Annotated in this window: 17 protein-coding genes; 6 read left to right on the top strand and 11 right to left on the bottom strand. The window is 56.1% G+C overall.

Annotated features, from left to right (window positions below; all coding sequences use genetic code 11):
- The first annotated feature begins 149 nt into the window (after positions 1-149).
- A complete protein-coding gene (locus Q9R34_RS20925) occupies positions 150-707 on the top strand; it encodes a gamma carbonic anhydrase family protein (protein WP_485896289.1) in 558 nt (185 codons plus the stop codon).
- On the opposite strand, the gene Q9R34_RS20920 is transcribed toward Q9R34_RS20925, so the two are convergent.
- The 6 genes from Q9R34_RS20920 to dprA are packed head-to-tail and all read right to left on the bottom strand — an operon-like array spanning position 674 to position 4470.
- Positions 674-931 (bottom strand): DUF1488 family protein, encoded by a 258-nt coding sequence (locus tag Q9R34_RS20920; protein WP_485896287.1) that lies wholly within the window; start codon positions 929-931, stop codon positions 674-676. The genes Q9R34_RS20925 and Q9R34_RS20920 overlap by 34 nt on opposite strands.
- Positions 928-1746: a shikimate dehydrogenase gene (gene aroE / locus Q9R34_RS20915; protein ID WP_485896285.1), complete on the bottom strand. Its 819-nt coding sequence runs from the start codon at positions 1744-1746 to the stop codon at positions 928-930. Before aroE ends, Q9R34_RS20920 begins: the two co-directional genes overlap by 4 nt.
- Before the next feature lie 3 nt (positions 1747-1749).
- Positions 1750-2322, bottom strand: coding sequence for an L-threonylcarbamoyladenylate synthase type 1 TsaC (gene tsaC / locus Q9R34_RS20910; RefSeq protein ID WP_048784051.1), 573 nt, complete (start codon positions 2320-2322; stop codon positions 1750-1752).
- Between the two features lie 9 nt (positions 2323-2331).
- Positions 2332-2877 (bottom strand): DNA topoisomerase family protein, encoded by a 546-nt coding sequence (locus Q9R34_RS20905; RefSeq protein ID WP_485896283.1) that lies wholly within the window; start codon positions 2875-2877, stop codon positions 2332-2334.
- Positions 2878-2900: 23 nt separating this feature from the next.
- Positions 2901-3374, bottom strand: coding sequence for a DUF494 family protein Smg (smg, locus tag Q9R34_RS20900; protein ID WP_033752918.1), 474 nt, complete (start codon positions 3372-3374; stop codon positions 2901-2903).
- Positions 3346-4470, bottom strand: coding sequence for a DNA-protecting protein DprA (dprA, locus tag Q9R34_RS20895; RefSeq protein WP_485896281.1), 1125 nt, complete (start codon positions 4468-4470; stop codon positions 3346-3348). Before dprA ends, smg begins: the two co-directional genes overlap by 29 nt.
- A 116-nt stretch (positions 4471-4586) precedes the next feature.
- On the opposite strand from dprA, the gene def reads away from it, so the two are divergent.
- From def to mscL, 5 genes are all read left to right on the top strand, one after another.
- Positions 4587-5099, top strand: coding sequence for a peptide deformylase (gene def / locus Q9R34_RS20890; RefSeq protein ID WP_434127081.1), 513 nt, complete (start codon positions 4587-4589; stop codon positions 5097-5099).
- 20 nt (positions 5100-5119) lie between these two features.
- A complete protein-coding gene (fmt, locus tag Q9R34_RS20885; RefSeq protein WP_485896279.1) occupies positions 5120-6064 on the top strand; it encodes a methionyl-tRNA formyltransferase in 945 nt (314 codons plus the stop codon).
- Positions 6065-6111: 47 nt separating this feature from the next.
- Positions 6112-7404: a 16S rRNA (cytosine(967)-C(5))-methyltransferase RsmB gene (gene rsmB, locus Q9R34_RS20880; protein ID WP_485896277.1), complete on the top strand. Its 1293-nt coding sequence runs from the start codon at positions 6112-6114 to the stop codon at positions 7402-7404.
- Between the two features lie 19 nt (positions 7405-7423).
- Positions 7424-8800, top strand: coding sequence for a Trk system potassium transporter TrkA (gene trkA, locus Q9R34_RS20875; protein ID WP_216493918.1), 1377 nt, complete (start codon positions 7424-7426; stop codon positions 8798-8800).
- Positions 8801-8899: 99 nt separating this feature from the next.
- Entirely contained in the window at positions 8900-9310 is a 411-nt protein-coding gene (gene mscL, locus Q9R34_RS20870; protein WP_434127078.1) for a large-conductance mechanosensitive channel protein MscL, read from the top strand.
- 27 nt (positions 9311-9337) lie between these two features.
- Here the strand turns inward: mscL and Q9R34_RS20865 are convergent, their stop codons facing one another.
- The 5 genes from Q9R34_RS20865 to Q9R34_RS20845 form a co-directional block, all read right to left on the bottom strand.
- Positions 9338-9544: an alternative ribosome-rescue factor A gene (locus Q9R34_RS20865; protein ID WP_434127077.1), complete on the bottom strand. Its 207-nt coding sequence runs from the start codon at positions 9542-9544 to the stop codon at positions 9338-9340.
- Between the two features lie 50 nt (positions 9545-9594).
- On the bottom strand, positions 9595-10032 hold the full coding sequence (zntR, locus tag Q9R34_RS20860; protein WP_434127076.1) for a Zn(2+)-responsive transcriptional regulator: 438 nt from the start codon (positions 10030-10032) through the stop codon (positions 9595-9597).
- Complete coding sequence (locus Q9R34_RS20855) at positions 10032-10403, bottom strand: DnaJ family domain-containing protein (protein WP_485896274.1); 372 nt, start codon at positions 10401-10403, stop codon at positions 10032-10034. Before Q9R34_RS20855 ends, zntR begins: the two co-directional genes overlap by 1 nt.
- A 99-nt stretch (positions 10404-10502) precedes the next feature.
- Complete coding sequence (gene rplQ, locus Q9R34_RS20850; protein ID WP_003850180.1) at positions 10503-10889, bottom strand: 50S ribosomal protein L17; 387 nt, start codon at positions 10887-10889, stop codon at positions 10503-10505.
- 40 nt (positions 10890-10929) lie between these two features.
- Positions 10930-11919 carry a DNA-directed RNA polymerase subunit alpha gene (locus Q9R34_RS20845; protein WP_003850179.1) on the bottom strand — a complete coding sequence of 330 codons (990 nt, stop codon included), beginning with the start codon at positions 11917-11919 and terminating at the stop codon, positions 10930-10932.
- Between the last annotated feature and the right edge of the window lie 9 nt (positions 11920-11928).

Below are 11928 nucleotides of genomic sequence, written 5' to 3'. Positions count from 1 at the left end.
TCCGATTTAATTGCACAACCCTTTTTTCGATCTTTTTTTCCGTATGGCGATAAAACAATCTTATTGCAGAGATCTTCAACGATCGCAGGCCTTTTACGCTTGTCTGGCCCCGCGATCTGTCCCAGTCTGTAGCCGAATAGACAAGGAGAATGCAAATGTCAGCTCTACGACCTTATAAAGAGAGTTATCCGCAGTGTGGGCAGCGCGTCATGATTGACGCCTCTAGCGTAGTGATTGGCGACGTCGCGCTGGGCGATGATGTCAGCATCTGGCCGCTGGTCGCGATACGCGGCGACGTGAATCAGGTACGCATCGGCGCGCGCACGAATATACAGGATGGCAGCGTGCTGCACGTGACCCACAAATCCGCCAGCAACCCGGAGGGGTTCCCTTTAACTATCGGCGCTGATGTTACCGTTGGGCATAAAGCGATGCTGCACGCCTGCACTATCGGCGATCGCGTACTGGTAGGAATGGGATCAATTGTACTGGACGGCGCCATTATTGAAGATGACGTAATGATAGGCGCAGGTAGCCTTGTTCCGCCGGGCAAGCGACTGAAGAGCGGCTATCTCTATCTCGGTAGCCCGGTCCGCCAGGTGCGACCGCTGAGCGAACAGGAGATGGCAGGCTTGCTTTACTCCGCCAACAATTATGTTCGCTGGAAGGATGACTATCTCGCCGAGGCGAGCCAGACCCACTCCTGATCGTCGAACGCGTCATTAGCGATGGCCGCTTCCGCTTCGTCTTCTATATCCCAGCGATGCGCGGTAAACAGGGCCATCGCCTCTCCCTGGCCGAAACGCTGTTCAAGGGCTTTGGCAGAGATGGCACAGGTCAGCATCATGCCGTTGACCAGCGCCGGAAAGCAGACGACTTCTTTGTCTGCGTGCCACTCTTCGCGCTCGGGAAATTGAATCGCCTGATTCATGGCTGCATCACCTGTTTAAGCCGTGCGATAACGGGCGCTATCTGCGGCATGACGCCGTGCCATAGCTGAAACGCGTGCGCTGCCTGCCCCACCAGCATCCCCAGACCATCCGCGCGCTGCTGTGCACCCTGCTGTTCACACCAGTGCAAAAAGGGCGTCGCGCCAGCCTGATAAAACATGTCGTAGCAGCGAACCTGGGCATCGATCAGTGAAACAGGTAGCGGCGGTACCTCGCCGCTGACGCCGCTGGAGGTGGCATTGACGATAAGATCGAAAGCTCGTCCCGTCAGTTGATCAAAACGGCAGGCCTCAATCTCGCCGCTCTGGCGAAAAAGCTGCGCCAGCTCTTCCGCGCGCGCCTGAGTTCGGTTGACGACCGTCACCGCACAGCCAGCGGAAAGCAGCGGCAGGATAACGCCGCGCGCTGCGCCGCCTGCTCCCACCAGCAAAATGCGATCGCCCGGGCGAATCAGCGCCAGACGTTCAAGATCGCTCAGCAGACCGATACCGTCGGTATTGTCGCCCAGGATGCGGCCGTCGCTGCACTTTTTCAGGGTGTTGACGGCGCCGGAAAGCGCCGCTCGTTCGCTCAGCTCGTCGGCAAACTCGCAGGCCTGCTGTTTAAAAGGCAGTGTAACGTTCGCGCCGCGTCCGCCCTGCACGAAAAACGCAGCGATAGCGTCAGGAAACGCTTCAAGCGGCGCACACACCCGGCCATAGCGATGCGTAATGCCCGTCTGCTCGGCAAACGCCTGGTGAATCAAAGGCGATTTACTGTGGCTGATGGGATTGCCGAATACCGCAAACTGATCCATGAATTAGCCCTGACGAATAAGGTTGCCGGTTAGCACATCGCGAATCTCGGACGGATTCTGCCTACCGCCGGTTTCGCCTGCCAGCACAGGAAAGGCCGCGCCGAACTGCGCCCTGACCGCCTCGACCGTGCGGCAAGGTGCTTCGCCTGACAGGTTGGCGCTGGTCGATACTAACGGTTTGCCGAAGGCGCGGCACAGCGCCTGGACATCGGGATGATCGCTGACGCGGATGGCCAGCGAATCAAAACGTCCTGTCAGCCAGCGCGGCGTTTGCGGCGTAGCGGGTACGACAAAAGTCACCGGGCCCGGCCAGTGAGCAAACATACGTTCACGCTGCTCGACGGTGAGTTCGCGGTCGGAGATATAGGGTTCCAGCTGAGCATAATCGGCGGCGATGAGGATCAATCCTTTCTCAACAGGACGCTGTTTTAATGTCAGCAGCGCCGCTACGGCGCTTTCGCTATCCGGGTCGCAGCCCAGACCAAATACGGCTTCGGTTGGATAAGCAATAACGGCCTGCTGACGCAGTTGCTCAAGGCAATCCTCCAGCGAACCGGAAAAAGTTTGATTTTGCATGATGTTATCTTAAGTCTCTGATGCGGCGGCCTTGCCGCAACTTTTACTGGCGCAAAAGCGTTTAACGCCCTGCGCGGTTTTCTTCTCTACCAGCAGCGGAAAAGCACAGTGCGGACATATGCCTGCGACTGGCGTTGCATTGACGGCGAACTGGCAGGCCGGATAGCGGTTGCAAGAGTGGAAGGTCTTGCCGTAACGCGAGCGACGCTGCACCAGTTTACCTTCCAGACACTGCGGGCAGGCGATAAGCGTTTCATCGGGTTTATCTATCGCTTCGCTATAGTCGCATTCAGGATAGTGGCTACAGCCGATGAACATGCCATAGCGTCCCTGACGCAACGCTTTATCCGCGCCGCACTGCGGACAGGCGTGCCCTTCGAGCACCTTGACGATGTGGCCGTCAGCCTGACTTTTTAGCGGCCGTATATAGTCGCAAGCTGGATAGTTTGTGCAGCCTAAAAAGGCGCCGTGTTTACCGCTGCGAATAACGAGATCTGCCCCGCATGCGGGGCAGGGATCCTGTTTACGCACGGTGAAGAGTGCTGATTTGCTCATAACGATGGCTGCATAACCAATAATTAATGCAGCATGCCTTCATTGACGTCGAATAACAGTTCTTCCATTTGCTGATAGGCGTTTTCGCATCCCGGAAGATTGAATAACACCATCAACACCACCCATTTGAGATCTTCCAGATCGAACTCGAGCGTATCGAGCGCCATGACTCGTTCGATGACCATTTCACGCGTTTCCATATTGAGCACCTGAATTTGCTCAAGGAACAGCAGGAAACCACGACATTCGGCATCTAAACGCTGGCCTTCTTCTTCCGTGTAGATGCGCATTGAAAGCGGATCGTTGGCTAACAGAATCGGGTCGACCAGGCCTTCCTGATAATCTGCGAGCTTTTCTAACCAGTTCAACGCATTGTAGATATCTTCACGATGAAAACCGGCATCGGTTAAGTCATCAGTCAATGTATCCTGATCAACCTGCATTTCTGCTTCGTTGTGGATATATGTCTCAAACAAGTACATTAGTACGTCGAACATGGCATGCCCTCCTCAATCGGACATAGCCGCCGGGTACAGCTGCGATCCATCCTGCTAACTCCAGCTCCAGCAGTTGGGCTGCAATCACTGGCACAGGTTGGCCGGCACGTTCAGCGACGACGTCAACAGGTGTAACCTCATCACCTACGTTAGCCAACACCTCAGCAAATGGCAATGCCGCATCACCGCTGTCCTCAGAATATATTCCTTCCGGCTGCGTAAAAGGCAGCCAGCTAAGTGCAGCGCGAAGATCTTCGACGATGTCGGTGGGATGGGCCACCAGCAACGCGCCTTGCTGAATCAGCCAGTGCGTCCCTTCGCTGCCGGGATTGCCCAGCGCGCCGGGCAAGGCGTAGACATTGCGATTTTGCTCCAGCGCATAGCGCGCGGTGACCAGCGAACCGCTTTTAAGCGTCGCCTCTACCACCAGCACACCGCGGCTTAGTCCGCTAATAACGCGGTTGCGACGCGGAAAGTTAAGGGCACGCGGCGGCGTTGAGAGAGAGAACTCGGAAACCAGCGCGCCGCCTTGTGCCACAATCTCTTCCGCCAGCGCGCCGTGATGTTTAGGATAGAGATGCTGCAATCCGCTGCCCAGCACCGCCACGGTTTTTCCCTGCGCCTCCAGCGCCGCGCGATGCGCGATGCCGTCTATACCGCGCGCCAGCCCGCTGGTAATAGTCAGGTCGCTCAGCGCCAGCTGTCGGGTAAACCATTCGCCCCATTGCCGGCCATAGTGCGAACAGTTACGGCTGCCCACTACCGCCAGCTGCATAGAAGAGAGCAAGGCGGGTTCGCCTTTTATATAGAGCAGCGGCGGAAAACGATGAATTTCGCGTAATGCGGTGGGATAACGGTCGTCTAAGGCCGTTATCAGATGGTGGTCATCGCTTGCCGCAAGCCACGCTTCGGTCGCGGCAATCTGACGCGAGGAAAGATGAGTAAACTGATGACGTTGCTGCTCATTCAGACCAGCTGATATTAATACCTGCTGCGCATCATCTGTTTGATTAAGCGCGCTGGCTATTTCCAGCCAGCGTTTTCCGGTCAGCCCGGCTACGGCTGAAAGCCGCAAATAGCGCTCGATATATTCCATATTCGCTCCCTGCTTTACGCGCCGCTTCCTGCGGGTGAATGCTGTCAATCAGGTCTCGAAAAGTCTACAATATGAAGCAATAATCTTTTTTTAATCGCATACAGATCTGGATATTTATGTCAGTTTTGCAGGTATTACATTTCCCTGACGATCGTCTCCGCAAAATCGCGGCGCCAGTGAAAGAAGTTAACGCTGAGGTTCAGCGCATCGTCGACGATATGTTTGAAACCATGTACGCCGAAGAGGGTATCGGCCTGGCGGCAACTCAGGTGGATATCCACCGGCGCATCATCGTTATCGACGTATCGGAAAATCGCGACGAACGTCTGGTTCTGATCAACCCGGAGCTGCTGGATAAAAGCGGCGAAACCGGTATTGAAGAGGGTTGCCTCTCTATTCCCGAGCAGCGCGCTTTCGTTCCGCGCGCCGAACGCGTAAAAGTGCGCGCGCTGGATCGCGAGGGCAAGCCTTTCGAACTGGAAACCGACGGCCTGCTCGCTATCTGCATTCAGCATGAGATCGATCACCTCGACGGCAAACTGTTTATTGATTATCTGTCGCCGCTCAAGCGTCAGCGTATTAAGCAAAAGCTGGAAAAACTGGCGCGCCTGAATGCGCGTCCTTCCTGACGTTGAAAGAAGAGATAACCGTGTCTGCTCCGCTGAAAATTATCTTCGCCGGCACACCTGATTTTGCAGCGCGTCATCTCGACGCGCTGCTCGCTTCTAAGCATCAGGTGGTCGGCGTCTTTACCCAACCCGATCGCCCCGCTGGCCGCGGCAATAAGCTGACGCCCAGCCCGGTGAAAACGCTGGCGCAATCTCGCGACATCCCGGTGTTTCAGCCAAAGTCTTTGCGTCCCGTCGAAAACCAGCATCTGGTCGCCGATTTAGAAGCAGATGTAATGGTGGTGGTCGCCTACGGACTTATCCTGCCGCAGGCGGTGCTGTCGATGCCGCGTCTCGGCTGCATCAACGTGCATGGCTCGCTGCTGCCGCGCTGGCGCGGCGCGGCGCCTATTCAGCGCGCGCTTTGGGCGGGCGACAGTGAAACCGGCGTGACGATCATGCAGATGGATGTCGGCCTGGATACGGGCGATATGCTGCATAAGCTGAACTGCCCGATTACCGCGCAGGACACCAGCGCTACGCTGTACGACAAGCTGGCACAGCTGGGCCCGCAGGGTCTGCTGGAAACGCTGTCGCAGCTGGCGAACGGTCGCGCGCAGCCTGAGAAGCAGGATGACGCGCAGGCGAACTACGCCGAGAAGCTCAGCAAAGAGGAAGCCCGTCTCAACTGGCAGCTCTCTGCCGCCCAGCTTGAGCGCTGTATTCGCGCTTTTAATCCCTGGCCGGTCAGCTATTTCCTGATTGAGGAGCAGCCGGTGAAGGTGTGGCAGGCCAGCGTGTTGCCGCACGTCGCGAAACAGCCAGGCGAAATCGTCACAGCTGACAAGCACGGCATTCAGATCGCGACCGCTGAAGGCGTATTGAATCTTCAGCTGCTGCAGCCAGCGGGCAAAAAAGCCATGTCGGCGCAGGACCTGCTGAACTCGCGTCGCGAGTGGTTCACGTCAGGCCGCGTCTTAGCCTGACTCCAGCCCGGCACTGTCCGGGCTTTTTGTTTAATGACGTAACGCGAATGACTAAATCAACCAATCTGCGAAGCCTTGCTGCTCAACTTATTGAGCGTGTTATCGACAAGGGCGAATCGCTCAGCGCGGTGCTGCCTGCCGCGCAGAAAAAAACAGGCGATAAAGATGGCGCGCTGTTGCAGGAGCTCTGCTTCGGCGTGCTGCGTACGCTACCGCAGCTCGAAGCCCTTATCGGCAAACTGATGGCGCGCCCCTTGGGCGGCAAACAGCGCGTTCTGCACTACCTCATCATGGTCGGCATCTATCAGCTGCTCTATACGCGCGTGCCTGCTCACGCTGCGCTGGCGGAAACCGTCGCCGGCGCTGAAGTGCTGAAGCGCGCCAACCTTAAAGGCCTGATTAACGGCGTGCTGCGGCAGTTCCAGCGTCAGCAGGCGGAGCTGATCGCCGAAGTTGACCATGCGCCGCAGCGCTATCTGCACCCCGGCTGGCTGCTGCAGCGGCTGCAAAAGGCCTGGCCGGACAACTGGCAGCGGATAGTGGACGCCAATAACCAGCGTCCGCCGATGTGGCTGCGCGTCAATCGCCAGCACCACAGCCGCGATAGCTGGCTGGCGCTGCTGACCGAGAGCGGAAAAGCGGCTATGGCTGACGAGACCGCGCCTGACGCGCTGCGGCTTGAAGCTCCCGCGCCGGTGGGCCAGCTGCCGGGCTTCGCAGCTGGCTGGGTCACGGTTCAGGATCTTTCCGCTCAGCGCTGCGCCCTGCTGCTGGCGCCTGAGAATGGTGAGCAGATCCTCGATCTTTGCGCCGCGCCGGGCGGCAAAACCACACATATACTGGAAATAGCCCCTGAGGCGCAGGTCATGGCGGTGGATGTCGACGCTCAGCGCCTGACGCGCGTTAAAGAGAATCTGCTGCGACTTAACATGCAGGCAGAGGTAAAACAGGGCGACGGACGGACCCCGGCGGCATGGTGCGGCGAGCGTCAGTTCGATCGTATTTTGCTGGACGCCCCTTGCTCCGCTACCGGCGTTATTCGCCGTCATCCCGACATCAAGTGGCTCCGTCGCGATCGGGATATCGCCGAGCTGGCTTCGCTGCAGCGCGACATTCTTGACGCCACGTGGCCGCATCTGAAACCAGGCGGCACCCTGCTCTATGCGACCTGCTCTGTGCTGCCGGACGAGAATGAAGCGCAGATCGCCGCCTTTCTGTCGCGCCACGCTGACGCGCGCGCCGAAGCCTTGCCGGGCGGCAAAATCAGCGGGCTACAGGTCTTCCCGACTATCGACGGCGGGGACGGATTTTTCTACGCTAAGCTGATAAAAGCGCACTAACCAAAGAGCACGAGACGCAATGAAAATTATCATTCTGGGCGCCGGTCAGGTAGGCGGCACGCTGGCGGAAAACCTGGTCGGCGAGAACAATGACATAACGGTGGTTGATACCGATCCTGACCGCTTACGTCAGCTGCAGGATAAATTTGATTTGCGCGTCGTTCAGGGCCACGGATCGCATCCGCGTATTTTGCGCGAAGCGGGCGCGGAAGATGCCGATATGCTAGTCGCGGTTACCAGCTCAGATGAGACCAATATGGTGGCGTGTCAGATAGCCTATTCGCTGTTTAATACGCCTAACCGTATCGCCCGTATCCGCGCGGCGGATTATCTGCGTGACGCTGAGAAACTCTTTATTCCTGAAGCGGTGCCAATTGATCATCTCATCTCGCCCGAACAGCTGGTGATCGAAAATATCTATCGGCTGATCCAGTATCCCGGCGCCCTGCAGGTGGTGAATTTCGCAGAGGGCCTCGTCAGTCTTGCAGTAGTTAAAGCCTATTACGGCGGGCCGCTGGTGGGCAATCCGCTCTCTATTCTGCGCGAGCATATGCCACATATCGATACTCGCGTCGCCGCCATTTTCCGTCAGGATCGCCCTATCCGCCCGCAAGGCTCAACCATTGTGGAAGCGGGCGACGAGGTCTTCTTTATCGCCGCCAGCCAGAATATTCGCGCGGTGATGAGCGAGATGCAGCGCCTGGAAAGGCCCTATAAGCGCATCATGCTGGTGGGCGGCGGTAATATCGGCTTCGGCCTCGCGCAGCGGCTGGAAAAAAATTACAGCGTGAAGCTGATCGAACGTAATCCGCGGCGCGCCGCCGAACTGGCCGAGCAGCTGCAGGATACTATCGTTTTCTACGGCGATGCGTCGGATCAGGAGCTGCTGGCGGAGGAGCATGTCGATCAGGTCGATCTTTTTATTGCGGTCACCAACGACGACGAAGCGAATATCATGTCGGCGATGCTGGCGAAAAAAATGGGCGCAAAAAAAGTGATGGTGCTGATCCAGCGTCGTGCCTATGTGGATTTGGTTCAGGGCAGCGTGATCGATATTGCCATCTCGCCGCAGCAGGCGACGATCTCCGCGCTGCTGGGCCACGTGCGCAAAGCAGATATCGTGGGCGTCTCCTCTTTACGACGCGGTATCGCTGAGGCGATCGAAGCGATCGCCCACGGTGATGAAACCACCTCGCGCGTGGTCGGCCGCATGATTAATGACATTAAGCTGCCGCCAGGGACGCTAATCGGCGCGGTGGTACGCGGCGAGGAGGTGCTTATTGCCAAAGATAATCTGCGTATCGAGCAGGGCGACCACGTCATTATGTTCCTGACCGATAAAAAGTTTGTGCCGGACGTTGAGCGTTTGTTCCAGCCAAGCCCCTTCTTCCTTTAAGCGCGGCGGCGGAGCAAGGTTAACAAATGCCGCCGCGTAGATGGCAATTGCCGTAAGGTTTGTTAGACTTTAGCCACTGGCAAGGGAAAGGAGATAAGTATGAGTTTTTTCAAAGAGTTTCGTGACTTTGCAATGCGCGGCAACGTGGTCGATCTCGCCGTCGGTGTGATTATCGGCGCCGCCTTTGGCAAAATTGTCTCTTCGCTGGTGGCAAACATTATTATGCCGCCGCTGGGACTGCTGATCGGCGGAGTCGACTTCAAACAGTTCAAGTGGGTGTTGAAACCCGCCGAAGGCGCTACGCCGCCGGTCGTTATGGAATATGGCGTTTTTATTCAGTCTGTGTTCGACTTCATCATTGTTGCGTTCGCTATCTTTATCGCCATAAAGCTGATGAACAAGCTGTACAAGAAAAAAGAAGTTGAAAAACCGGCAGCAAAACCCTCAAACGAAGAGGTGCTGCTGAGCGAGATTCGAGATTTGCTGAAGCAGCAGAACGGTAAAATCTAAAAATTAGCCGCCCATAAGGCGGCTTTTTTATGCCCAAAAAGCAGAAGGCCAGTGATAAGCGCTTTTCTTATCACTGGCCTCCCAACCGCCACGTTTCGCATGTTTCTCTTTACGGCGATAGCTGCCTTTCCCTTTTTGCTTCTCTTCAATGCGCTGGCGGAAAAGCGGATCGTGTAACAGGGCCTGGATGGCGTTATCGCGAATCTCGCCTTTGGTATGCTGATATTTACTCATCATCGTCTCCTCGTTTCGACCGCTCCAATATAGGCCCTTTAGCGCAGAATTCAATCCCGCCGATGCATATGTTCCGGCCTAGGATCCGTTCCTTTCTCAAGCGCTTCCAGTATCGAACAGCAGTCGCTGCTGTGTGCGGCACCGCAGCAGGCATCGGCTAAGCGCTGCAGCGAGCGCTGCACGTTTTGTAATTCGCTAATTAAAGTATTCACTTCCTGCAAGCGCGCCTGAACTATCGCCTTTGATTCCTCACAGGTATGGTGCGCGGGATCGACGCGGATCGAGAGCAGATCGCGAATCGCATCCAGCCCGAACCCCATCTGCCGGCCGACGCGAATAAACTTCAGGCGTTGAAGGTCACTGTCGCTATAGAGGCGAAAGCCGCCTTCTGTGCGGATCTCATGCCCCATCATCTGCTGTTTCTCATAGAAGCGGATGGTGTCGACGCTGACATTAGCAAGCTTTGCCAGTTGTCCAATACGGTACACTACTCCTCCTTTAACAGGCGTTCACGCAGCGCTTCGCCGTAGGTGCCCTGTAAAAAATTAGTATTCATACCCGCCTGGCGCAGTTGAAGTTCCAGCACCAGCAGCCGTTTGCTCTGCTCGCGGTAGCGCTGATCGCCCGGATCGAGATTGCGCAGCAGATCGTTTATCTCTAACGCTTCGCGCCGCATTTCTAGCTCTGGCGGCAAGAAGCCAGCATTTTTAAGTAGTCGATAGCCGCTGCGTAATTCGGCCGGGACATTACTGTCGTCATCCAGTTCAAGCGGCGCGCCTTCGCCCGGGAGATTGCTAAGCTCTCCTTTTTCCTGTGCTGCCCGAATATGCTGTTCAGCCAGCTGGTCGATTAACCACATGAACACCTCCTGAATTAGCCAGAATAGCGATCTTAGAAGACGGGGTAAATTTCAGGCAATAAAAAACCCGCCGAAGCGGGTTTTTTAAGATGCTACAGATTACTCTGCGGCAGCTTCTGCTTGAGCTTCTGGACGATCAACCAGCTCGATGTATGCCATCGGAGCGTTGTCACCAGCACGGAAGCCACACTTCAGAATGCGAGTGTAACCACCGGCACGGCTCGCGAAACGCGGGCCCAGCTCGTTAAACAGTTTTGCCACGATCTCGTTGTCACGAGTACGGGCGAATGCCAGACGACGATTAGCTACGCTGTCGGTCTTGGCAAGAGTAATCAGCGGCTCAACTACGCGGCGCAGCTCTTTGGCTTTCGGCAGAGTCGTTTTGATGATCTCGTGACGAACCAGAGAACCGGCCATGTTGCGGAACATAGCCTGACGATGGCTGCTGTTGCGGTTCAGTTGACGACCACTCTTACGATGGCGCATGACCTTATCCTTCTCAGTGAAACCTTAACCTGTGATCCGGTTATTCATCAGCAATGCTTGCCGGCGGCCAGTTCTCAAGGCGCATGCCCAGAGAAAGACCACGTGAGGCGAGCACATCTTTAATCTCGGTAAGAGATTTTTTACCCAGGTTAGGCGTTTTAAGCAGCTCAACCTCGGTACGCTGTACCAGATCACCGATGTAGTGGATAGCTTCTGCCTTAAGGCAGTTAGCAGAGCGGACAGTCAATTCCAGATCGTCAACAGGGCGCAGCAGGATCGGATCGAATTCTGGTTTCTCTTCTTTCACTTCCGGCTGACGTACATCACGTAAGTCAACGAAAGCTTCCAGTTGTTCTGCCAGGATGGTCGCCGCACGACGAATCGCCTCTTCAGGATCGATTGTGCCGTTGGTTTCCATTTCGATGACCAGCTTGTCCAGGTCGGTGCGCTGTTCTACACGCGCTGCTTCAACATTGTAGGCAATACGATCTACAGGGCTGTAGCAAGCGTCGACCAACAGGCGGCCGATTGGGCGCTCATCTTCTTCCGAATGAATTCGGGCAGAAGCCGGCACATAACCACGACCACGCTGAACTTTGATACGCATGCTGATAGCGGCGTTCTCATCGGTCAGGTGACAGATCACGTGCTGCGGCTTGACGATTTCGACATCACCGTCATGGGTAATGTCGGCTGCAGTCACAGGGCCAATGCCAGATTTATTCAGGGTCAGAATAACTTCATCTTTACCCTGAACTCTTACCGCCAGCCCTTTCAGGTTGAGCAGGATTTCCAGGATATCTTCCTGTACGCCCTCTTTGGTGCTGTACTCATGCAGTACACCATCAATTTCAACCTCGGTCACCGCGCAACCCGGCATGGAAGAAAGCAGAATACGGCGCAGTGCGTTACCAAGAGTATGGCCAAAGCCACGCTCTAAAGGCTCAAGGGTCACCTTGGCGTGCGTCGAACTCACTTGCTCGATATCTACCAGGCGCGGTTTTAGAAACTCTGTCACAGAACCCTGCATTGTGTCCTC

The organism is Enterobacter sp. BRE11 (assembly GCF_031844285.1).
Lineage (GTDB): Bacteria > Pseudomonadota > Gammaproteobacteria > Enterobacterales > Enterobacteriaceae > Pantoea.
Note: the sequence above shows the minus strand (reverse complement) of the source record. Positions and strands in the feature narration are given on the sequence as shown.